At 68.7% G+C, this 21,267-nt stretch carries 25 protein-coding genes; 14 read left to right on the top strand and 11 right to left on the bottom strand.

What is annotated here, in order from left to right; all coding sequences use genetic code 11:
- Nucleotides 1–33: 33 nt before the first annotated feature.
- On the top strand, nt 34–1,803 hold the full coding sequence (locus ACT4N3_RS09885) for a putative bifunctional diguanylate cyclase/phosphodiesterase (RefSeq protein ID WP_444855053.1): 1,770 nt from the start codon (nt 34–36) through the stop codon (nt 1,801–1,803).
- Here ACT4N3_RS09885 and ACT4N3_RS09880 read toward each other — a convergent pair.
- The 3 genes from ACT4N3_RS09880 to ACT4N3_RS09870 are packed head-to-tail and all read right to left on the bottom strand — an operon-like array spanning nt 1,779 to nt 4,155.
- The gene (locus tag ACT4N3_RS09880; RefSeq protein ID WP_444855052.1) at nt 1,779–2,987 is read right to left on the bottom strand and encodes a CCA tRNA nucleotidyltransferase; all 1,209 of its coding nucleotides are present in this window, start codon (nt 2,985–2,987) and stop codon (nt 1,779–1,781) included. The genes ACT4N3_RS09885 and ACT4N3_RS09880 overlap by 25 nt on opposite strands.
- The gene (locus ACT4N3_RS09875) at nt 2,984–3,586 is read right to left on the bottom strand and encodes a CoA pyrophosphatase (RefSeq protein WP_444855051.1); all 603 of its coding nucleotides are present in this window, start codon (nt 3,584–3,586) and stop codon (nt 2,984–2,986) included. The genes ACT4N3_RS09880 and ACT4N3_RS09875 overlap by 4 nt, the downstream gene beginning before the upstream one ends.
- On the bottom strand, nt 3,583–4,155 hold the full coding sequence (locus ACT4N3_RS09870; RefSeq protein WP_444855050.1) for a DUF1285 domain-containing protein: 573 nt from the start codon (nt 4,153–4,155) through the stop codon (nt 3,583–3,585). The genes ACT4N3_RS09875 and ACT4N3_RS09870 overlap by 4 nt, the downstream gene beginning before the upstream one ends.
- A 55-nt stretch (nt 4,156–4,210) precedes the next feature.
- Here ACT4N3_RS09870 and ACT4N3_RS09865 point away from each other — a divergent pair, with 55 nt between their 5' ends.
- Entirely contained in the window at nt 4,211–4,960 is a 750-nt protein-coding gene (locus tag ACT4N3_RS09865; protein WP_444855049.1) for an SDR family NAD(P)-dependent oxidoreductase, read from the top strand.
- Nucleotides 4,957–5,361 (top strand): dihydroneopterin aldolase, encoded by a 405-nt coding sequence (locus ACT4N3_RS09860; protein ID WP_444855048.1) that lies wholly within the window; start codon nt 4,957–4,959, stop codon nt 5,359–5,361. Before ACT4N3_RS09865 ends, ACT4N3_RS09860 begins: the two co-directional genes overlap by 4 nt.
- On the opposite strand, the gene ACT4N3_RS09855 is transcribed toward ACT4N3_RS09860, so the two are convergent.
- A complete protein-coding gene (locus tag ACT4N3_RS09855; protein WP_444855047.1) occupies nt 5,358–6,197 on the bottom strand; it encodes a hypothetical protein in 840 nt (279 codons plus the stop codon). The two genes, ACT4N3_RS09860 and ACT4N3_RS09855, sit on opposite strands and share 4 nt — an antisense overlap.
- A 235-nt stretch (nt 6,198–6,432) precedes the next feature.
- Between ACT4N3_RS09855 and ACT4N3_RS09850 the strand changes: the two genes are divergently transcribed.
- From ACT4N3_RS09850 to ACT4N3_RS09835, 4 genes are all read left to right on the top strand, one after another.
- Complete coding sequence (locus ACT4N3_RS09850) at nt 6,433–7,083, top strand: energy transducer TonB (RefSeq protein ID WP_444855046.1); 651 nt, start codon at nt 6,433–6,435, stop codon at nt 7,081–7,083.
- Nucleotides 7,084–7,121: 38 nt separating this feature from the next.
- Nucleotides 7,122–7,913: a MotA/TolQ/ExbB proton channel family protein gene (locus ACT4N3_RS09845; RefSeq protein ID WP_444855045.1), complete on the top strand. Its 792-nt coding sequence runs from the start codon at nt 7,122–7,124 to the stop codon at nt 7,911–7,913.
- Nucleotides 7,914–8,008: 95 nt separating this feature from the next.
- The gene (locus ACT4N3_RS09840; protein ID WP_444855044.1) at nt 8,009–8,491 is read left to right on the top strand and encodes an ExbD/TolR family protein; all 483 of its coding nucleotides are present in this window, start codon (nt 8,009–8,011) and stop codon (nt 8,489–8,491) included.
- A gap of 29 nt (nt 8,492–8,520) precedes the next feature.
- Nucleotides 8,521–8,949 (top strand): ExbD/TolR family protein, encoded by a 429-nt coding sequence (locus ACT4N3_RS09835; protein ID WP_444855043.1) that lies wholly within the window; start codon nt 8,521–8,523, stop codon nt 8,947–8,949.
- A 225-nt stretch (nt 8,950–9,174) separates the two neighbouring features.
- Here the strand turns inward: ACT4N3_RS09835 and ACT4N3_RS09830 are convergent, their stop codons facing one another.
- The 3 genes from ACT4N3_RS09830 to ACT4N3_RS09820 form a co-directional block, all read right to left on the bottom strand.
- Nucleotides 9,175–10,953 (bottom strand): ABC transporter transmembrane domain-containing protein, encoded by a 1,779-nt coding sequence (locus ACT4N3_RS09830; protein ID WP_444855042.1) that lies wholly within the window; start codon nt 10,951–10,953, stop codon nt 9,175–9,177.
- Nucleotides 10,954–11,015: 62 nt separating this feature from the next.
- Entirely contained in the window at nt 11,016–12,065 is a 1,050-nt protein-coding gene (locus tag ACT4N3_RS09825; RefSeq protein WP_444855041.1) for a hypothetical protein, read from the bottom strand.
- Nucleotides 12,062–13,444 (bottom strand): glycosyl transferase family protein, encoded by a 1,383-nt coding sequence (locus tag ACT4N3_RS09820; protein WP_444855040.1) that lies wholly within the window; start codon nt 13,442–13,444, stop codon nt 12,062–12,064. Before ACT4N3_RS09820 ends, ACT4N3_RS09825 begins: the two co-directional genes overlap by 4 nt.
- Before the next feature lie 171 nt (nt 13,445–13,615).
- On the opposite strand from ACT4N3_RS09820, the gene ACT4N3_RS09815 reads away from it, so the two are divergent.
- Together ACT4N3_RS09815 and ACT4N3_RS09810 are read left to right on the top strand one after the other, a co-directional pair.
- A complete protein-coding gene (locus ACT4N3_RS09815) occupies nt 13,616–14,161 on the top strand; it encodes a peroxiredoxin (protein WP_444855039.1) in 546 nt (181 codons plus the stop codon).
- A gap of 110 nt (nt 14,162–14,271) precedes the next feature.
- Nucleotides 14,272–14,559, top strand: a complete 288-nt coding sequence (locus tag ACT4N3_RS09810) for a hypothetical protein (protein WP_444855038.1) — start codon at nt 14,272–14,274, stop codon at nt 14,557–14,559.
- Between the two features lie 52 nt (nt 14,560–14,611).
- On the opposite strand, the gene ACT4N3_RS09805 is transcribed toward ACT4N3_RS09810, so the two are convergent.
- On the bottom strand, nt 14,612–15,217 hold the full coding sequence (locus ACT4N3_RS09805) for a DUF6445 family protein (RefSeq protein WP_444855037.1): 606 nt from the start codon (nt 15,215–15,217) through the stop codon (nt 14,612–14,614).
- A 7-nt stretch (nt 15,218–15,224) separates the two neighbouring features.
- On the bottom strand, nt 15,225–15,743 hold the full coding sequence (locus ACT4N3_RS09800; protein ID WP_444855036.1) for a hypothetical protein: 519 nt from the start codon (nt 15,741–15,743) through the stop codon (nt 15,225–15,227).
- Nucleotides 15,744–15,857: 114 nt separating this feature from the next.
- Between ACT4N3_RS09800 and ACT4N3_RS09795 the strand changes: the two genes are divergently transcribed.
- Nucleotides 15,858–17,297, top strand: a complete 1,440-nt coding sequence (locus tag ACT4N3_RS09795; protein ID WP_444855035.1) for a S41 family peptidase — start codon at nt 15,858–15,860, stop codon at nt 17,295–17,297.
- Nucleotides 17,298–17,308: 11 nt separating this feature from the next.
- Here the strand turns inward: ACT4N3_RS09795 and ACT4N3_RS09790 are convergent, their stop codons facing one another.
- Complete coding sequence (locus ACT4N3_RS09790; RefSeq protein ID WP_444855034.1) at nt 17,309–18,151, bottom strand: TIGR00266 family protein; 843 nt, start codon at nt 18,149–18,151, stop codon at nt 17,309–17,311.
- A 103-nt stretch (nt 18,152–18,254) separates the two neighbouring features.
- Here ACT4N3_RS09790 and ACT4N3_RS09785 point away from each other — a divergent pair, with 103 nt between their 5' ends.
- Together ACT4N3_RS09785 and ung are read left to right on the top strand one after the other, a co-directional pair.
- On the top strand, nt 18,255–18,899 hold the full coding sequence (locus ACT4N3_RS09785) for a peptidylprolyl isomerase (protein WP_444855033.1): 645 nt from the start codon (nt 18,255–18,257) through the stop codon (nt 18,897–18,899).
- Nucleotides 18,899–19,591: a uracil-DNA glycosylase gene (ung, locus tag ACT4N3_RS09780; RefSeq protein WP_444855032.1), complete on the top strand. Its 693-nt coding sequence runs from the start codon at nt 18,899–18,901 to the stop codon at nt 19,589–19,591. Before ACT4N3_RS09785 ends, ung begins: the two co-directional genes overlap by 1 nt.
- On the opposite strand, the gene ACT4N3_RS09775 is transcribed toward ung, so the two are convergent.
- The gene (locus ACT4N3_RS09775) at nt 19,580–20,119 is read right to left on the bottom strand and encodes a 2'-5' RNA ligase family protein (RefSeq protein ID WP_444855031.1); all 540 of its coding nucleotides are present in this window, start codon (nt 20,117–20,119) and stop codon (nt 19,580–19,582) included. The two genes, ung and ACT4N3_RS09775, sit on opposite strands and share 12 nt — an antisense overlap.
- A gap of 190 nt (nt 20,120–20,309) precedes the next feature.
- On the opposite strand from ACT4N3_RS09775, the gene ACT4N3_RS09770 reads away from it, so the two are divergent.
- Nucleotides 20,310–20,825 (top strand): helix-turn-helix domain-containing protein, encoded by a 516-nt coding sequence (locus ACT4N3_RS09770; protein WP_444855030.1) that lies wholly within the window; start codon nt 20,310–20,312, stop codon nt 20,823–20,825.
- Nucleotides 20,822–21,229: a VOC family protein gene (locus ACT4N3_RS09765; RefSeq protein WP_444855029.1), complete on the top strand. Its 408-nt coding sequence runs from the start codon at nt 20,822–20,824 to the stop codon at nt 21,227–21,229. The genes ACT4N3_RS09770 and ACT4N3_RS09765 overlap by 4 nt, the downstream gene beginning before the upstream one ends.
- The last annotated feature ends 38 nt before the right edge of the window (nt 21,230–21,267 follow it).

Below are 21,267 nucleotides of genomic sequence, written 5' to 3'. Positions count from 1 at the left end.
GCTCGTTAACCCTGTTCATTTAACCCCTCGTCCATGCAGTCCGGCGCGCGCCCCAAGCGTGACATCACGGCTTCTCGCGGCGAGTCCGATCAGGACGGCGCCGCCGCGATTGCGCCCGCGCTCGAAAATATCCTCGAAAGCGCCCGCCAGTCCTATCTCGACGCGCTGCCGATCGCCGCGGCGATGATCACGCGCGACGAGGAGAACGGCTCCTATATCGAATGCGCGAACGATCATTTCCGGCTGATCGCCGAGTGGGACGAGCGGCTGGGTGATCGCCAGCTCGCGCAGGTGCCGATCCTCGCCGCCGGTCCGATCGCGATCCGCCTCGCCGCCTTCCTGCGCGGCGGCGAATCCGCGCATCAGTTCGATACGCCCGACGGCCGCAGCGTCGCCGGCCGTCATTTCACGGTTCGCTTTTCCCGTCTGAAGCGGCTTGAGGGGCAGCCCCAGCGCTTCCTGCTCTCGTTGATCGACAAGACGGCGCAAGTCGAGACCGAGAAGAGCCTGCGCTCGGAGATGCTGCGCGACAGCCTGACCGGCCTGCCCAACCGCTTCGCCTTCAACGAGCAGGTCGACGCCGTCCTCGCCGACCCCAATTTCCGCGAAGGCGCTTTTGCGGTGCTCGCCGTCGACATGACCCGCTTTAGCCGGGTCAACGAATCGATGGGCGCGATGGCCGGCGACGAACTGCTGATCACCTTCGCCCGCCGGCTTGTCTCGGCGCTGCGCCCGACCGACATGCTCGCCCGCACCTCCGGCGATGAGTTCGGCATTTTGATGCGGCTCGATCGCGGCATTTCGGACGCGCTGCGCGCCGCCGAACGGATCAAGACCGTGCTGACCCTGCCGTTCCGCCTTTCCGACCTGGAGATCCGGGTCGATTGCGCGATCGGCTGCGCGATGCTGTCGCTGGGCGTCATGTCCGCCGACGAGGTGCTGCGCAACGCCCAGTTCGCCTTGAAGCGATCCAAGCAGGAAGGCGTGACGCAGGTGTATGAGCCGACCGAGGCTCAGGTCGCGCGTCGCAGGTTCAGCATCGAGACGGAATTGCGCGTCGCGATCGAGGCGGAGGCGCTGACCCTCGCCTTCCATCCTCTGATCGAGCTCAAAAGCGGACGGATCGCCGGCTTCGAGGCGCTCGCCCGCTGGCAACGTGACGGTGAGATGATCGCTCCCTCGGAATTCATTCCCGTCGCCGAGGAATCGGGACTCATCGTCCAGCTCGGCCGCTGGGCGCTGGACCGCGCGGCGCAAACGCTGGCGGACTGGGATCGTGCCGCCAATGCCAAATTGCCGCTCAATATGAGCGTCAATCTGTCGCCGATCCAGATCAGTCGCGACGACGTCGCCGCCGCCTTGTCTGCGGCACTCGCCAATGCCGGGGTCACCGGCGATCGTTTTACCCTGGAGCTCACCGAAAGCGCGATCATCCACGATCCGAAGCGGGTCGCCCAGGCGCTCGGCGCGCTGAAGCGGTTCGACGTCCGGATCGCGATGGACGATTTCGGCAGCGGCTTCACCAGCCTCGCCTCGCTGCAGACATTGCCGATCGACGTGCTGAAGATCGACCAGCGCTTCGTCACCGACATGCTCCGGGACCAGGACAGCCACGCGATCGTCGGCGCGATCCTCTCGCTCGCCTCGGCGCTCGGCATGGAAACCACCGCCGAGGGCATCCAGAGCGCCGATTTGACCGATGCGCTCTGCGCGATGGGCTGCACCTATGGCCAGGGGTTCCACTATGCCGAGCCGATGACCGCCGACACGGCTTTCGCTTATTGGCGCGAGCGGAGCGCCTGAGCGACCACCTCGTCGGCGATCGCGTCGACCCGCCTTCGATCCGGGAAGCCCTCGGCGATCCAGTTTTTCTCCACTGCCCGCATCAGCCGCGCCACCTCCGGCCCCTCGCCGATGCCGCGCGCGACGATCGCGCCGCCTTTGATCGGCAGCTTGGGCGGGCTCCAAACCGTTAGGTCCGCGACCGCTGCGGCGATCGCTGACGCGTTTCGATCCGACAGCAGCAGCTGGTCGATCGCGACGGCGGTGCCGAAGCGATAGGCGGCTTCGCGCGGGGCGGCGGGCGATTCGGCGAGCGCGCCAATCAGTCGCGCGCGATAGGTCTTGGAAAGGCGCAACCGGGTCCCGATCGCGCTTGCTGTTTCCGCATCGCTCGGAAGAAGAGCGGCGAGGCGACGGATAGGGTGCGGCGGCTGATCGGCGGCGCGCTCGTGCGCAACGAGGCGGGCCAGACGGTCGGTGGAGGCGATTTCGGGTACGACCGGCTTCAATATGCCGCGCTTTATCATCAGGGCGACGGTTGGCGCCGGATCGGGCAAAGCGAGCAGCTTCAGCAGTTCGTCCGCGATCCGCTCGCGCGACAGGGCCATCAAATCGTTGGCGCGTGCGGCACAGGCATCGGTGCCGGCGGCATCTGGCGTACCCGCGCCGAAGCGGGCGTGGAAGCGGAAGAAGCGCAGGATACGCAGATGATCCTCGGCGATGCGCGGCAAGGGATCGCCGATGAAACGCACCCGCCGCGCCGCGATATCGGCAAGGCCGCTGAAATAATCGTGAATCGCGCCGCTCTCCGGCTCGGCGCTAAGCGCATTGATCGTGAAGTCGCGCCTCGCCGCATCCTCGCGCCAATCGTCGGTGAAAGCGACCGTGGCGCGGCGGCCGAAGGTCTCGATGTCGCGGCGCAGCGTCGTCACCTGCACCGGCCGGCCGTGGATCACCGCGGTGACCGTACCGTGGGCGATGCCGGTCGGCACCGCCTTGATCCGCGCCTTGCCCAGCCGGGCGATGACCTCGTCCGGCGCGAGACGGGTGGCGAGATCGACGTCGCTGACCTCGATGCCGAGCAGCGCGTCGCGGACGCAGCCGCCGACGAAGCGGGTCTCGCCGGCGGACGCATCGAGCGCGGCAAGCAGCCGGTCCATCCCCGGCCAGTGCCGCCATTCGGCGTCGGGCAAGGTCATCGTCATGCCGCCGGCTCCAGCCGCCGGGTCAGGTTGACGATCATCGCCGCCGTCGCGCCCCAGATCCGCCGCCCCTCATAATCGATCTCATAATAATGCCGCTCGCGACCGCGCCACATCGCGCTGCGCATCACGTGATGGGCGGGATCGAGCAAATGGCGGAGCGGCGCTTCGAACAGGTCCGCGACCTCGTGCGGATTGGGCCTGAGCGGCAAATCCGGCGCGACGAGGCCGACGACCGGCGTGACTTCGAAGCCTGTGATCGTGCGGTAGCGGTCGGCAAGGCCGATCAATTCGACCGCGGCGGGCGGCAGGCCGATTTCCTCCTCCGCCTCGCGCAGCGCCGCCGCCACCGGTCCGTCGTCGCCGGGGTCGATGCGGCCGCCCGGGAAGCTCACCTGGCCGGGATGCTTGCGCATCGTCTCGGGCCTCAGGGTCAGGATGACCGTCGGGTCGGGCCGGTCGACGATCGCGACCAGCACGGCCGCAGGCGTGATCGGGCCGGCACCCGGCTCCTCGCCTTCCAGCACGTCGCCGCCGATCAGTTCGGGCGCCGCGTCGTGTCGCCCGGCCAGAGCGTCGCGCAAGGACTCGACCAGGCTCATGCGTCGCCTTCCAGCGGAAAGAACAGGCCGCCGCTCCACAGGCCGGGCGGATTCCCGCCTTCGTCGAGCGCCAGCGCCGCGAGCTCATAATAAACCGGCCGTGCGACCAGTGCCTCCAGACCGGCCCTAACGTGGAGATAGGGATGCGGCCCGTCGCCCTGCGCCTCGAAGCGCAGCTCATGGTCCGGCCCGGCGACGACCAGATCGCCGGTATTGAGACGGAAGGCGAGAGCGCGTTCCCGCCCCGAGCCTTCGCTCTTCAGCTCCACCGCTATGAAGGGTGCGTCCTCGACCGCGATGTCGAGCTTTTCGATCGGCGTCACCAGCACATGGGAGCCGTCGGCCTGGCGCCTGAGGATGGTCGAGAACAGGCGCACCATCGCCGGCCGGCCGATCGGGCTGCCTTCATGATACCAGGTGCCGTCGCGCGCGATCCGCATCGCGCTGTCGCCGCAATGGATCGGGTGCCACTTCTCGACCGGCGGCAGCCGGCGTTCCGCGGCGAGCCGGGCAATCTCGGCGAGACCAAGACCGGCGAGGTCGGCGGGCGGGGGCTGGGTTTCCGGCACAGGGCATCTAAACCGCGCGCTGGCCTTGCGCAAAGCGCCGCGCTAACCGCCTGCCATGGCGAGCGAGTTCGAAGGACCGCGCACGGCGATCGTCACCGGCGGCGCGAAGCGGATCGGCGCGGCCTTGTCGCGCGCGCTCGCCGCCGACGGCTGGCACGTGCTGATCCACTACAATCGCGGCCGCGCCGAGGCCGAGGCGCTCGCCGCCGAGATCGGCGGCTCCGTGGTCGCCGCTGAACTCGCCGACCCCGGCGCGACTGGGACGATCATGGCGGCGCTGGACGGGTTGCCGCCGCCGATGCTGCTGGTGAACAATGCGTCGCGCTTTGTGCTGGACCAGGTCGGCGATTTCACCGTGGAGAGCTGGGACACCCATCTCGACGTCAACCTGCGTGCGCCGGCCTTGCTCAGCCAGGCTTTCGCCGCGCGGGCCGACCGCGGCCTGATCGTCAACATGCTGGACGCCAAGCTCGCCGCGCCCAATCCCGACTATTTCAGCTACACCGTCTCCAAGTTCGGCCTCGCCGGCCTCACCGAGCTCACGGCCCGCGCGTTCGCGCCGCGCATCCGGGTTTGCGGCATCGCGCCGACGGTGACCCTGGTCTCGGGGCCGCAGAGCCGGGAGAATTTCAAGGAGGTCCACGGCCTCAATGCGCTCGGCCGCGGTGTCGAGGTTGATGAAATCGTCGCTGCCTTGCGCTTCATCATCGCGACGCCCACCCTGACCGGCCAGGTCATCACCCTCGATGGCGGCCAACGCTTCCTGTCGCTCGCCCGCGATGTTCAGTTCCTGGAGCCCAAATGACCGATATTGTCCGCCGTCTCGACGGTCTTGTGCCCGACCGGCTGCGCCCGAAAACGCGCAAGATCGTGCTCGAGGATTATGCCCTCAACCTCGATATCGGCTTTCACGAGTTCGAGATCGGCAACCCGCAGCGGCTGCTGGTCACGGTCGAGGTCTGGGTCGACGAGGCCGCGTTCGCCGCCGCCGACGACCAGACGAGCGCCTGGGATTATGATTTCCTGCGCACGGAGATTGGCGCGTTGGTCGCCGACCGTCGCTTCAACCTGCAGGAGACGGTGGTGCGGGAGATCTACGACCTGGTCGCGGCGCGGCGCGGGGTGACGGCGCTGCGCGTCGCGGCGCGCAAGCCGGACATTTATCCCGATTGCGCCGGGGTCGGCGTCGAGCTGGCAAGCTTCTAGGCGGGACGCCGGTTGCGCTGACAGCGGCCCAGAGTCTCCATCACGAACCGATAATCCGCCTCGATCGCGCGCCCCTCCTCGGCGCTCGCCTCGCTGAGGCTGGCCCGCGGCAGCTGCGCCGGCAGGCTGCAGGCCAGCCGATACCAGAGCAGGGTGTCGCGCGCCGGCGACGGCGCCGCCTCGTCGATCACCTCGGTCAGCGAAACGCCCCAGCGCGGCGGCTCGTTCGGCCGCCGCAGCACCGAGATCGAGATCGGCCGGTTGTTCGCGGTCTGGAGGAAGAACTGGGTCTCGCTTTCGCCGGGGAGCGAGCCGGGGACGTGGAAGGCGCGGCCGATGCCCGTGATTCGCGGCGCCGCCGTCGCCGCGTTCGATTCGCGCAGAATAGCGCGGAGCCGCTCCGCGAGCTCGGCGCTGTACGGCAGCTGGGCGTCGGGGGCGACGAGGCGCAGCTCTTCCGGCCGCACCGGCGAGCGCGACGCGAGCAGCAGCCATTCGCTCCGCCGCCGCAAATCCGCCGGCCGGCCGCGCGCGTCGTTGGGCAGGTCGACGAGGTAGCGGATTCGCGCCGGCATGCCCTGGGCGCCGCGAATCAGTGCCACGATATCGGCGTCGACGAGGAAGCGGCGATGGCCAGCCGGGGCGCTGGCCGCCTCCTCCGCGCGCAGCCGGTCGACCCGCGCGATGCGGACGTGGGCGGCGATCGGCGCCGTCACGGCAAGGTCGGCAAGATCGGCGTAGGTTGGTCCGACGGGCGGCGAAACCGGTTGCGATTCAGCCGCTTGGCCCAGGAGAAGGAGCAGAGCTGCAATGGCCGCCTGGCCCGATCGTGGCATCAAACTCTTCCTCTCGTGTCCGTTCGGCGGCTCGCTATCGACGCCTGCATTAACCTTGGATTGCGGCGCAAATCGAGCCGTGCCATGAAGCGCAAGAGAGAAGGATTGCCTGGACGGAACCGTCACGATAGAGCAACCGGCCTCGCCCATGGTGTGCCATGGGATGAACCGTAAACCGGCCGCAGCGTTGTCGTGTACGACGGGGCCAGGCAGTGAGAGGGAGCGCGGCTGATTAATGTCATACGTTGATCAGGGAATGACCCCCGGCCGGATTTGGTCCATCATCCTGGTGGCCATCCTCCACGCGCTGCTCGGCTACGCGTTCGTGACCGGCCTCGCCTACAAGTTCGTCAAGCAGGCGGCCGAGGATCTCAAGACGTTCGAGGTGCAGGAAGAGGCACCACCGCCCGAGGAGCCGCCGCCCGAGCAGCCCAAGCAGGTGCCGCCGCCGCCGGTGACCGCGCCGCCGCCGCTGGTCCGCCTGCCGACGCCGGCGCCGTCGCCGGTCGTGATTCAGCCGCCACTGCCGCCGGCGCCGCCGCCCCCGATCGTCGTGCCGGCGCCGCCTCCGCCGCCCGCGCCGGTGCGGGTCGAGCCGGCGCGCGCCCGCTCGAATCTCGCTTCTTATTTCTCGGATGCGGACTATCCCGCCGCGGCGCAGCGCAACGAGGAGCAGGGCACGACCGCCGTGCGGCTCACCGTCGGCACGGACGGCCGGGTCACCGATTGCTCGGTTACGTCGTCCAGCGGCTCTGCAACGCTTGATGCGGCGACATGCAACATCCTGCGCCGCCGGGCCCGCTTCACGCCGGCGCGGGACAGCTCCGGGAACCCGACCACAGATAGCGCGACCACCCGCATCCGCTGGGTGCTCCCGAGCAATTGATCGAACCGTCAACGCACTTCTACTGAGAGGGAACTACAATGGCAGCACCGACACCAGCAGCAGCGGGCGAAAACCCTTATGGCCTGATGGCCGCGCTCGAACAGGGCGGCCTGATCGCCCAGATCACCTTCGGCATCATGGTCATCATGTCCGTGGCGTCGTGGTACGTCTTCTTCACCAAGGTGATCGAGCAGCAGAAGATCATCAACGAGGGCAAGCGCGTGCGCAGCGTCTTCTGGGGCTCACCCAATCTGCGCGACGGCGCGAACAAGCTGCAGAAGAACGGCGCCTATCGCCAGGTCGTCGACGACGGCCTGCTCGCCGAAGAGCAGCACAACAAGCTGACCGACCCGGTCGATCAGCATGAATGGGTGGCGGCCAGCCTGCAACGCAGCCAGGCGGCGATCACCGCCAAGCTGTCGACCGGCCTGTCGCTGCTCGCGACCGTCGGCTCGACCGCGCCGTTCGTCGGTCTGTTCGGCACCGTCGTCGGCATCTATCGCGCCCTCATCCGCATCGGCTCGTCCGGCCAGGCGTCGATCGACGCCGTCGCCGGCCCGGTCGGCGAGGCACTGATCATGACCGCGCTCGGCCTCGCCGTCGCGGTGCCGGCGGTCATGCAGTACAACTGGCTGATGCGCCGCAACAAGGTGATCGGCGAGAACCTGCTGCGCTTCGCCACCGACATCCATGGTTATATGGCTTCGGGCGGCGCGGTGAAGCCGGCGGCAGCCGCTCCGGCGCGCAGCGCGGCTCCGGCGCGCCCCGCGGCGGCGGCCGGCGCCGCCACCACCGGCGGCGCGGCGGCGACGACGGCTCCCAAGGCCTGAAGCTGATACGGCGGACGCGCCTGCTGCCGGGCGCGTCCGCCGCCTCTCCCGCCCGCACCGGCGGGGCGAAGACTGTCACGATAGGAATCTGAATCATGGCAATGCAGGTCGGCGAACATTCAGACGAAGATGTCCCGATGTCCGACATCAACACGACGCCTCTCGTGGACGTCATGCTGGTGCTGCTGATCATCTTCCTCATCGCCGTTCCCGTCGTGCTGCAGACGATCCCGGTAAACCTGCCCAAGGTCGACTTCGAGGTGACGACCACTCGGCCGGAGAATGTCAGCCTGACGGTGCGGGCGGTGAACGGCCAGTGCGAGGTCTATTGGGAACTCACGCGGGTGTCTTCCGAGACGCTGACCCAGCGGGCGGTGCTCGCCCTGGAGGCCGAGATCGAGCGCATGGGCGGCGCCCAGAACATGACCACGGACAATCTGCCGGAGGCGCATATCCGCGGCGACATCAATACGCCCTGGCGCTGCGTCGGCGGCGCGATCAACGCCGTGCAGCGGGCCGGCTTCGCCCGGGTCGCCTTCATTTCCGAGCCGCCGCCGCGCGGCGGCGTCCGCTTCTGACACGGGATTAAGGTAGGAGTTTTCTTCTCATGAGCGCATCGGTCCTCAATCCCGAATCGGCAGAACCGATGATGGACATCAACACGACGCCGCTCATCGACGTCATGCTGGTCCTTCTCATCATGTTCATCATCACGATCCCGGTCCAGACCCATGCGGTGAAGCTGGACCTGCCGCAGAACCAGGAAAACCAGCCGCCGCCGCCGATCGATCCGGTCAAGAACACGATCAACATCATGCCCAACAACGCGGTGCTGTGGAACGGCACACCGATCGATCTGGTCCGGCTGCGCCAGTATCTCGACTACACGACGACGTTGCGGCCGGTGCCGGAGCTCCACCTCGCCCCCGATCCGGAAGCGCGCTACGAGCAGGTGGACGAAGTGCTCGCTGTGACCAAGCGCGCGAACATCACCGCGATGGGCTTCATCGGCAACGAGCGCTACACCAACTTCTGATCCCGTCGGGATCGAAGCGAAGGGGCTGTCCATCGGGCCGCCCTTTTTCGTTGTGTCGACCACCGGCGCCCGATCCGGAGTCATCCCGGCGAAAGCCGGGACCCATAAACTCGGGATTGTCCGTCTGGGCGACCACATCGGCGCGCTCCAAAAGAGGTCGGTGTCCATGGATCCCGGCTTTCGCCGGGATGACTCCAATTCTTCGGTCCGCCCGGGCCAGCCTCTCTAGGCGGCTATGCCTTCGAACTGGAGGCGGGCGAGCCGCGCATAGAGCCCGCCGCCCCGGTTGAGCGCGTCATGGTCGCCCTCTTCGACGATCTGGCCCTGCTCCATCACGATGATGCGGTCGGCGCGTCGGACGGTGGCGAGACGGTGCGCGATGACGATCGTCGTGCGGCCCTCGAACAGACGCTCGAGCGAAGCCTGGACCAGCCGCTCGCTCTCGGCGTCGAGCGCGGAGGTCGCCTCGTCGAGCAGCAGCAGCGGCGCGTCGCGGAGCAGCGCCCGGGCGATCGCGACCCGCTGCCGCTGGCCTCCGGAAAGGCGCGCGCCGCCCTCGCCGAGATAGGTGTCGAGCCCCTCCGGCAGGCGATGCAGGAACTCGGCCGCGTTCGCCGCCTCGGCCGCCGCCCAGAGCTCGTCGTCGCTCGCATCCCAGCGGCCGTAGCGCAGATTGTCGCGCGCCGAGGCGGCGAAGATCATCGTCTCCTGCGGCACCATCGCGATCCGCGTCCGCACCTCGGCCGGGTCGGCGCTGCGCAGATCGACGCCGTCGAGCCGCACGCTTCCCACTTGAGGGTCGTAGAAGCGCAACGCGAGCTGGAAGAGGGTCGTTTTGCCCGCCCCGGATGGGCCGACGACCGCGAGCAGCTCGCCGGGCGCGACCGAAAGGCTGAACTCGTGCAGCGCGCTGATGTCGGGCCGGGTCGGGTAGCGGAAGCTGACCCGATCGAACTCCAGCGCGCCCCGGCCGGCGACCGGCAATGATGCGGGATGCGCCGGCGCGGTGATGCCCGGCCGCTCCGCCATCAGCTCGGCGATCCGCCCGGCCGCGCCGGCGCCGCGCAGCAATTCGCCATAGACCTCGGTCAGCGAGCCGAACGCGCTCGCCACCAGCGCGCCGGTGATCACGAAGGCGGCGACGGTGCCGCCGCTCAGGGTGCCCTGGGAGACGTCGACCGCCGCCTGGCGCATCAGCAGGGTGATCGAGCCGAAGACGAGCGCGATCACCACGCCCGTCATGACCGCGCGCAACGCGATGCGCCGCTTGGCGGTGGCGAAGGTGCGCGCGACCGCGTCGCGGAAGCGGCCGCTCTCGCGCTGCTCCTGGCCGAAGGCCTGGACGATCTTCATCGCGCCGAGCGTTTCGGCGACGATCGTGCCCAGATCGGCGATCCGGTCCTGGCTGCGGCGCGAAATGGCGCGCACCCGCCGGCCGAGCAGCACGACCGGGATGACGATCACCGGGATGCCGACGATCAGGCCGAGCGTCATGACCGGCGCCAGCGTGAAGAGATAGAGGATGCCGCCAATGCCCAAGACGAGGTTGCGCAGCGCCTGCGAGACGGTCGAGCCCACCACCATCTCGATCACCGCGGTGTCGGACGTGATGCGCGAGGCGATCTCCGACGGCCGGTTCTCCTCGAAGAAGCGCGGCTCCAGCCGGAGCATATTGTCGTGCACCGCCACGCGGATGTCGGCGACGACCTTCTCGCCCAGCATCGAGACGAAATAGAAGCGAAGCGCGGTGGCGAACCCGAGCAGGACCACCATGGCGAGCAGATAGCGGAACATCGGATTGATCGCCGCGGCGTCGCCGTTCGCGAAGGCCGCATCGATCAGGCGGCGGAACCCGTCCGGAATGGCGAGCGTCGCGCCGGCGGCGAGGAGCAGGGCGACGCCCGCGCCGAGGATCGTGAGCTTGTATTTGAGCGCGTAGCGCCAGACGACGAGCAGGTTCGCGATCCGCCCCCGCGGCGCCTCGTCGCTCGACCCCTTCGCCATGCAGCCCGCCTAGCAGCCGGGGAGGGCATGCTCAATGGCGCCCTCCAGCGCCTCGTCCGGGACTAGAAATCCGCGCCGAGGGTGAGGGCCGGGCCCGAAGAAGGGACGGCGTCCCCGGCGATGCGGAAGCGATATTCGGCCGACAGCCGGAGGGATGCGCCGTGCGCGCGGATCGGCAGGCTGACGTGCGGGCCGATGTCCAGCCGCGAGGCGCCAGGCTGAGCTGCCCCCCAGAGCCCGCCGCCGCCTTCGACTGGGCCGATGCGATGCGACAGCCGAACCGAGCCGTCCACGAAGCCGTCGCGCGAACGCGCGCCGACGACGCCCGTCTGGGCGTAGCCCTCGAGCCGCCAGCCTCGCCCGAGGTCGGCCGAGCCGCCGCCATAGACAGTGAGCGAGAATGTCGAGCGTCCTTCGCGACCGAGGCGCTGGCGGCGCTCGACGAGCAGGTGGATCGGCGCGCGCGCGATCGGCCGCCAGTCGAACCCGATGGCCGCTTCGGCCCCCGTGGCGCGACGGATCGGAACATAGGCGCGGACGCTCAACGCCAGCGGCCGCGATGCGTCGTCATTCAGCCGGTAAAGCAGCCGCGCGCCGGCCTGACTGCCGCCCAGCGTCCCGCGCGGCGCGAGCGCGACCCCGCCTTCGCGCCGGGCCAGCAGCCAGGCCGAGCCAGACCAGCGTCGGGTGGGGATCGGCGCCTCGCTCGATGCGGATGGCGCCGTTTGCGCGACGGAAATCGGGCGCCCTGCATGCAGCTCTTCGCGCCGTTGCGGAGGCGAGGCCGGCACTGCTTCCGACTGGTGAAAAGGCATGCGCGTCGGCAGGCTCATTGCGCGGTTGCTTGCCAAGGCGGGGGGCGGGAGTGCAGCGTGCTGGTGCAAACGGAATGAAGTCGCCGACGGGACGTCTGACTTGGAGGGGACTGCGTCGGCTGTTGCGGCGCGTGCAGCGACGAGAGCCGTCGTCGCCGTCGGATCGGCCAGTTCGAGGGGCGACGAGGATGGCGGGGCCGCCTCGCCCCACCAGCCGGCGGCAAGCGTCGCGATGCGAAGGCAGGTCCATCCGCCGACCAACAGAATGAGAAAACGGACCGGCGCGCCTTCCTTCATTCGGCCGGCACCTGCGCCGGGAAAGCGTGGGCCGTTTTGTCCCAGATCGAATGGCCGGTGCGGCGGTGCGCGTTGTAGCGGCTCAGCGCACGCACCGCGGCGAGAATGGCGATCGCATTGCCCACCATCGCGCGGAATGGCGAGCGCCACGCCTCCCGCCATCCATGGTCGCGCGCGACGAAGAAGAAGCGCACTGCCAGCCGCCAGAGCAACAGGCCCGTCGCCAAAGTCGCGAGCAGCAGGAACGTATCAGAAAACGGCTGCATCTCGCGCTCGGTGCCAAGACCGACGAGCGCCAGCAGGCCGCCGCACAGAATGGCGAGATAGGCGGCGGCGAGCAGCAAGGCGGCGATCACTGATTGGCGGTCGCGCAATCGCATCCACCGCTCGGCAAGTCCGCCGCGCCAGCCGAGCCGATCCCATCCCGACAGCGCGATGCCGCTCATCCAGCGCGCCTTCTGCGCGACCGCCGCATCGAGCGACGTGGGGAAATATCCCTTGGTCGCCACCACCGCCCGGCCATTCGCGGCCGGCAACCTGACGAAGGTCGCCGTGCGTCCTGCCTCGCGAAAGCGAAGGCCGAGCTCATAATCCTCGGTGAGGCTGTCGGGGTCGAACGGCGCGCCGCGCGCCGCCGCGATCGCGGCCAGTGCGTCGCGGTCGAGCGCGCAGCCGACGCCGGCCGACGGCAGCCCGACCCTAAGGGCCGCCCGCACCACCATTTCCTTGCCGTGCGCCTCGGCGAACTCGTCGAGATAGTGGCCGCCGATCCAGCGCGACCTTCTGTCGATAAGCGGCACGACGGGCAACTGGACGAGATCGAACCGCTCGATCAGGCTGTCGAAGAGCGGAAGCTCGGCCGAATGAACGATGTCTTCCGCATCGTGCAGCACCACCGCCTTGAAGCGGAAACCCTCGGCTGTTTCGTCCGCGATCATCCGCGCCCAGAGCCGGTTCAGGCAGTCGGCCTTGCTGGTCGGCCCCGCGCTCGGTCCGACGACCAGCCGGACGCGCGGATCGGCGACCGCTCGCACCGCCGCGATCGTCGCCGGATCGTTGGGATAGCAGCCGACATAGATACGATAATCGCCGCCGCCGAACGCCGCGAGGGCGTGACGCAGCATGCCGCCGATCACCTCCGCCTCGTCCCAGGCCGGCACGAAGACGGCGAACCGGCCCGGCTGCCTCGCCGGCGGGAGGTTGGTGGCGACGCGTGGCCGGTCGTTCGGGCGGAACGCGCGCCGGATCGCCAGCATCAGCCAGGCGGCGTCGATGACAAGATCGCCAATGCCCAGCACCACGAAGCCAAAGGCAGCGAACAGGCTCGCTTCGCGCAAGACGAGCTGCAGCGCCTCGAACAACAGGTCGATCGCCCCCATCCGCGTCCCCCCTCCGGAACGGAGGATGTTCCATCCACTGCGGAGCATAGGTTTGGCAACCCGGGAATCGACAACCCTTCTGCCTTCCGGTCCCGAATTCGGTCACGGCGCGACGCTGGCGAAGCGGGGGTTTCGGGACTAACGTCGCCGGCCTCGATCAGGAGACTCGCCATGCGCCGCCTCGCCGCTCTCGTTCTCGCCGCCGCTTTCGCTTTGACCCCAACCGCCGCTGTCCCCGCGCTGCGCGAAGGCACGACGGCGCCCGAGTTCACCGCCACCGGCGCACTCGCCGGCCGGCCGTTCCGGGTGCGCCTCTCCGAGCTGCTCGCCCGCGGCCCGGTCGTCGTCTATTTCTATCCCCGCGCCTTCACCCAGGGCTGCACGCTGGAGGCGCGGGCCTTCAGCCAGGCGGCGGCGCAGTTCCGCCGCGCCGGGGCGCGGCTGATCGGCCTGTCGGCGGACGATTACGAGACGCTGCGCCGCTTCTCGGTCGAGGAATGCCGCAACGCCTTCCCGGTCGCGACCGCGACCCCGGAGACGATCACCGCTTATGACGTGCGCCTGCGCGAGGGAGCGACGATGACCAACCGCACCTCTTATGTGATCGCGCCCAACGGCCGGATCATCTACGCGCACAGCGATCTCGACTGGCGCGAGCATGTGACCAGCACGCTCGCCGCAGTCCGCCGCTACCAGGCGAGCCGGCGCCGGCGTTGAGGGAACCGAAGCCGCGCTCGGGGATTGAGACGGGGATCGGCGCGAGCAGCGGCGGTCGTCGGCGTGCGCCTTGCAGGCCGGCACGGGGACAACAGGGAGGAGTAATCCGCATGAGAGTTTCGCACCTGGCCTTCGCGGCCGTCGGCCTGATCGCGCTTGCCGGCTGCTCGCGCGGCCCGGCCGACAACAAGGCCGCCAATATTCGTTCGGAGGCGGAGAACCAGGCCGCCGCGCTGCAGAACCAGGCCGCCAACGCGATGAGCGCGGCCCAGAACCAGGCCAACGCGCTGCAAAGCCAGGCCTCCAACATCGTCTCCGCGGCCGAGAACCGCGCCGACCGGGTCGAATCCGCGCCGTCGGGCGGCGGTGCCGGCACGGCCGACACGAACGGCATGTAAGCCGCTCGCGTTTTCGAGCACGGAAGGGCGCTCCGCGAGGGGCGCCCTTTCTCTATCCGGCGGCGAAGAACATCAGGTGGACCAGTCGCCCGGTCTCGGGCGTCTTGCCGAATCCGGGCGCCGAATTGTGGAACAGCCAGGGGCTGAACAGGATCAACCGGTTGTAGCGCATCGGCGCGGTGAAGCTCTTCTCCCAGCGCGCGGGCTTCAGCGTGTCGCCGTTCACGACATCCTCGATCAGGGCGTTGGGATCGGGATAGCCGGCCTTCAGCGCGCCCATCATGTCGGCCGGCGCGCGGTCCAGTCCGGTGCGGCGGTGGCGGAAGAAATCGGTGCCGCCGCGACAATGTTCGGGGAGCGAAAGATAGAGGATGCCGGAATAGAAGCAGGGGTCGATATGGACCCCGGAGATACCCTTGTCGCCGGCCAGGGTCAGCCGGCAATGCTGGTGGGTCGTTCCCGGCTGCGGCATCACCTTGCGGCCGATGACCCCGCCGACCGCCTCGTCGAGGCCGGGAACGGGCAGCGGTTGGGTCGACAACAGGCCGGGATAATTGCCCTCCTTGAACGCCGGATCGTAGTCCAGAGCGAGCGCCGCCTGCCGCGCCGCCATCGGATCGGTCAGGAAATCGTCGATGAACAGGAAGGCGGGCAGCATCGCCGCTTCATTGCGGTTTGTCGGGCGCGGGCGCGCCCAAATTGACCGGCGCCATCGGCGGCGGCTGGACGATGCGGCGCGGCTCCTCGGCCCGCTGGCTGTTCTTGAGCGCCGCGGTCGTCTCCCAGGTCTGGAAGATGAGCACGCCGGCGGTGAGCAGGGTAACGATTGTGATCGCGATGTGCCGCCGTCCGGTGACGACCATCCATACGCCGGCCGCGGCCGCGAGCACGCCGAAGCCAATCACCAGGTAGAAGAGATTCAGCGCCATCCGCGCCTGCTCGGCGGTGCCGGTCCAGCGGTCGCCGCCGATCGGGGCGCCGGGATTGGCCAGCGTCGGGTACATGGCCGAAGTGATGTAGCCCATGAGGCCGATGAGGAAGAGGCCGCAGGCGATCGAAGCCCAGCCGAGCATCCTGATGCGGCGCGAAGTCTGCACGCGCCCGCCGCAGGTCGGGCATTTGTCGACGATCCCCGGCGTGACGGTGCCGCAGGATCGCGTGGTGCAGGTGCTCGTATCGGCCATGCGTCGGCTCCCGTTCTCTGGTAGCCACATGATGCGTGTCACGGGTAGCCGTCAATCTTGGCGCATGCTTTTGCGCCTGACAGCGTTATGGAATCGGGTTAAGCCTCTGACGCTATGGAAAGAAGCGGGATTTTCCGGAAGCTGGGCGCGGCGCTCGGCATCGTCGCGCTGCTGGCGAGTTGCGGCGGCGGGGGTGGCGGCGGCGGGGGAGGCGCATCGGCAGGAGGCTCCGGCACCGGCACCACGCCGGCGACCTGCTCATTGCTCGACCGGCAGAACTGGGCCGCGGCGCAGATGCGCGAATGGTATCTGTTCCCGGAGACGCTGCCGGCGGCCCTCGATCCAACGCCTTATCCAACGGTCCAGGCCTATATCGACGCGCTGACCGCCACCGCGCGCGCGCAGCGCCGCGACCGTTTCTTCACCTACATCACCTCGATCGCCGAGGAGAACGCGTTCTTCAACTCCGGCTCCAGTGCCGGTTTTGGCGTTCGTCTTTCGACCGACACGGTGGCGCGCCGCCTGTTCATCGCCGAGGCGTTCGAAGGGGCGCCGGCGCTCGCGGCCGGCATCGATCGTGGCACCGAGATCCTCGCCATCGGCACCAGCCTCGCGGACCTGCGCACCGTCGATGCGATCATCGCGGCGGAGGGGGCGGCGGGCATCACCAACGCGATCGGGCCGAGCAATGCCGGCGTCACCCGGCTGCTGCGCATCCGCGATGCCGCGGGGACGCGCGACGTCAGCGTTACCAAGGCCGATTACAGCCTGACGCCGGTCTCGTCGCGCTACGGCGCTCAGGTGATCAACGATGGCGGGCGGCAGGTCGGCTATGTCAATTTGCGCACCTTCATCGACAGCGCCGATCCGGCGCTGCGCAACGCCTTCGCCCAGTTCCGCGCCGCGGGCATCACCGACGTCATCGTCGATTTCCGCTATAATGGCGGCGGCCTGGTCTCGATCGCCGAATTGATGGGCGACCTGCTCGGCCGCAACCGCTCGACCTCCGAGGTCTTCGCTTTCACCACCTTCCGGGCCGAGAAGGCGTCGAACAACAGCACCCGTCTGTTCCGGCCGCAGCCGCAATCGGTCGCGCCGACCCGGGTCGCGTTCATCGGCACGGGCAGCACCGCGAGCGCGAGCGAGCTCGTGATCAATTCATTCATCCCCTATCTGCAGACCAATGCGGCGCTGATCGGGACCAATACCTATGGCAAGCCGGTCGGCCAGATCGGCCTCGATCGCACCCAGTGCGACGACCGTTTGCGCGTCGTCGCCTTCGCGACCGAGAATGCGGCGCGGCAGGGCGCTTATTATGACGGCCTCGCCGGCTTCGTCGGCGCGAGCTGCGCCGCGAGCGACGATCTCGCCTTCCCGCTCGGCGACGCGCGTGAATCGTCGGTCGCCCGGGCGCTCGATTTCCTCGCCGGGCGGCCCTGCGCGCCGGTGACCGCAGGCGGGCTGACCGCCCAGTCGGCGCGGGAAGGCCAGCTGACACTGCTGACGCCGGAGCGCCCGGCCGTCGCGCAACGCGAGGTGCCGGGGCTGTTTTGAGCTCGCGAGCGTCAGCTGTTGCCCTGAATGAGGCCGCCGAGCGGGCCCAGGATCGAGCCCTCGCCGCGATTGCCGCCGCCGGCGGGCATCGCTGCCGCCAGCATCCTTCCCGCGAGGCGGGCGAAGGGGAGGGACTGAATCCAGACACGGCCAGGGCCTGTGAGGCGCGCAAAGAACAGCCCCTCGCCGCCGAACAAAGCGCTCTTCACGCCGCCGACGCCGACCACGTCGAAATTGATCGAGGGGGTGAAGGCGGCGACGCAGCCGGTGTCGACGTGGAGCTCCTCACCGGGCGCGAGGTCGCGGGCGATCACCGTGCCGCCCATCTGCACGAACACCCAGCCGTCGCCGTCGAGCTTCTGCATGATGAAGCCTTCGCCGCCGAACAGGCCGGTGAGGATCTTGCGCTGGAACGCGATGCCGATCGTCACGCCCTTGGCGGCGGCGAGGAAAGCGTCCTTCTGGCAGATCAGGGTGCCGCCCAAATCCGCAAGCTTGATCGGCAGGATCGCCCCTGGCACCGGCGCGCCGAACGCGACCCGCGCCTTGCCGGACCCGCGATGGGTGAAGACGGTGGTGAACAGGCTCTCGCCCGTCACCAGCCTTTTGCCGGCGCCGAGCAATTTGCCCATGAAGCCGCCCTCCTGGCCGGTGCCGTCGCCGAACACCGTCGTCATCTCGACCGTCGCGTCCTTCCAGACCATCGACCCCGCCTCCGCGACCGCGCTCTCGCCGGGATCGAGCTCGATCTCGACGAACTGCAGGTCCTGGCCCTTGATTTCATAGTCGATGTCGTCGGCGACGCCGGCCTGCCGGCCGTGGCTCTGCGGTGCGCCCCAAGGGGTGGATGACATGGCTCGGTTCCTTCACTGGCGAAATGTGGGCGCAGGTTTAGCGCGCGACGAGCGGGGGTCCAGCGCGGTTTCGCAGAAGGCTGGCGCCGACTAGGCTGGCGCCATGATTCGCGGCCTGATCGTCCTCGCGGCTTGTGCCGCGCTCTGCGGCTGCGGCGACGCTCCGACCGCGAACAATGCGGCCGGCGCCAACCGAATAACGGTAGCGCCGAAGGCCGCGCCGCTGGGCGACGCGGTGCGAGTCCGGCTGGAAACCGAACTGGGCGCGATCGTGCTGGCGCTCGATCACGCCCATGCCCCGGTCACGACCGCCAATTTCGTCCGCTATGTCGACGAGCACCGGCTGGACGGCATCAGCTTCTATCGTGCCGCCCGAACCGAGGGCGCGAACGGGCGCGGCTTCATCCAGGGCGGGGTAAGGCGCCAGATTCGCCGGGTGCTGCCGCCGATCGCGCATGAGCCGACCAGCCAGACCGGGCTGCGCCACGTCGCCGGCGCGATCTCGATGGCGCAGACCGAGCCGGGGCAGGCGACGGGCGAGTTCTTCATCATCACCGATCCGATGCCGCAAATGGACGCACGGCGCGGCAATCCCGGCTTCGCCGTGTTCGGCCGGGTGACCGAGGGCATGGACGTCGTGCGCCGTATCCTGGCGGCGGAGACGGTGCCCAATGCCGGCCGCGGCGCGATGCGCGGTCAGATGATCCGGGCGCCGGTCCGGATCGTGCGCGCGACGCGGGCGGATTAGTGGCGGACGCGATCCGCCTCGAGCAGAGCTGGCTGGAGCCGCTGCGCGACACGTTCGCGCAGCCGCGGATGAAGGCGCTCAAGGAGTTCCTCGTCGCCGAGAAGACGGCCGGCAAGCGCATCTTTCCGGCCGGAAGCGAGTGGTTCCGCGCCCTCGATCTGACTCCCCTCGACAAGGTGCGGGTGGTGGTCCTGGGCCAGGACCCCTATCACGGGCCGGGCCAGGCGCATGGCCTCTGCTTCTCGGTCCGCCCCGGCACGCGGCTGCCGCCCAGCCTCGTCAACATCTACAAGGAGATGGAAAGCGATCTCGGCACCCCGCCGGCACGGCACGGTTTCCTGGAGCATTGGGCGAAGCAGGGCGTGCTGCTGCTCAACGCGGTGCTGACCGTCGAGATGGGCCGCGCCGCATCGCATCAGGGCCGGGGCTGGGAAGGCTTCACCGACGACGTGATCCGGCTGGTCAATGCGAAGGAGGAGCCGGTCGTCTTCCTGCTCTGGGGCAGTCACGCCCAGCGCAAGGCGGCGTTCGTCGATCAGCGCAAGCACCTCGTGCTCAAATGCGCCCACCCGTCGCCGCTGTCGGCCCATAACGGCTTCTTCGGGTGCCGCCATTTCTCGAAGGCCAACGCCTTCCTCGAAAGAAACGGCCTGCCGCCGATCGACTGGGCGCTGCCGCCTCTAGACTCCTGACAGCTCCATCTGTCGCCGCCGCAGCGGCCAACGGCCGAGCGCGGTGTGCTGCGTCCGGCCGACGAGGCTGTGGACCAGCACCAGCTCGGTCGCTTCCCAGACCAACGCCTCGATCGGCCGCAGGAATTCCTGATGCGGCCGATAGACGAGCGTCATGTGCGGATTGAACGTCCAGCCGGGCCGGCGAACATTCCAGTAGCGCATCTGCGTGTCGATCTGCCGCTGCAGCGCGGTCAGACCAGGCGGCGTCCGGCTCGGCCGCAGCGCGATCGTGCGGCCGCAGCCGGACAGGCGATCGAGCGCCACCACGAAGGGCTCCGCATCGATCGCTTCGCCGATCGCGAGCAGGCGATCGACCACTGGCGCCGGCCGCTCCGCATAATCGTCCGTGATGCCGAGCGTCACGTGCAGCCGCTCGCTGCGGACGATGCCGCCATTCTCCGCGAAGGCGTCGCGCAGGGTCGCGGCGCGGCGGGCAAGGCTTTCGGGCGGCTGCAAGGCGAAGAAATAGCGGTGAAGAACATCCATGGCCGGCCTCCGACTCGCACGAATGTTCTTATTATGTTCTTCTGGGGTGCATGTCTATGCCAAAATAACTTGCCCGGTTCGCTAGCCGGCCCCGAGCCTAGCCCAATGGCGGACGAAGTGGCTAGCCGCGCGGGCGACAGGGCCGGGGCATTGCGCGCTCCGGGCGGGCGTATATTCGTGTCGGGCGACGATGCCCGACAAACCATCCATCGAGTCAAGGAAAGGCCAGGACCCGGCGCTGCTGCGCCGGCTGCTGCGCGCCAAGGACCGGATGGACGCGGCCTCGGACGAGGAATGGCCGATCCCGCGGCTGGCGCGGGTGAGCGGCGTTTCCGAGGCTCATTTCGCGCGATCGTTCAAGCAGGCTTTCGGCCTGCCGCCGCACCGGTACCTGCTGACGCGGCGGATCGAGCGGGCGAAGACGCTGCTCCGCGACACCGAGCTCGCGATCACCGAGATAGCGTTCCACACCGGCTGGAACAGCCTGGGCACGTTCGGACGGATCTTCCGCGACGTGACCGGCGAAAGCCCAAGCGAACTGCGGGCACGCGAGAAGGTGGCCGGGCAGGTGCTGGCGCCGGTACCGGCCTGCATCCTTCGCGCCGCGCACCGGCCGGACCTGAATATCGCAGTTTTGGAGAAGCGGCGACGGGAAGGGGCAAATATCAAGGGGCCGAACCAAAGGAAAGGAAGGAAGGTTCCATGACTCAAGGTGTCGGAGTGGTCGGCCTCTACGTCCGCGATACGGACGAGGCGCTGGTTTTCTATGTCGAGAAGCTCGGCTTCCGTGTCCACACGGACGTGCGAAACGGCGACTTTCGCTGGTTGACGGTGCAGCACCCGGACCAGCCAAGCTTCCAGCTCGGCCTGTTCACGCCGGGCCCGCCGACGCTCGACGCGGCGACGGCGCAGAGCCTGAAGGAGATGGTGGCGAAGGGTGCGATGCCGCCGCTGGTGCTCGACGTCGACGACTGCCGCGGCGCTTATGCGCGGATGCGCGGCCTGGGCGTCGAGTTCACGCAGGAGCCGATCGATCGCTACGGCAATGTCGACGCCGGCTTCCGCGACCCGTCGGGCAACGGCTGGAAGATGATTCAGTCGCGCCGCTGAGCGGTGCGCAACACTCATGCGAGAGGAGGTTCCGTTGA

The sequence above is a fragment of the Sphingosinicella sp. genome (assembly GCF_052388015.1).
In the GTDB taxonomy this organism is placed as follows: domain Bacteria; phylum Pseudomonadota; class Alphaproteobacteria; order Sphingomonadales; family Sphingomonadaceae; genus Allosphingosinicella.
Note: the sequence above shows the minus strand (reverse complement) of the source record. Positions and strands in the feature narration are given on the sequence as shown.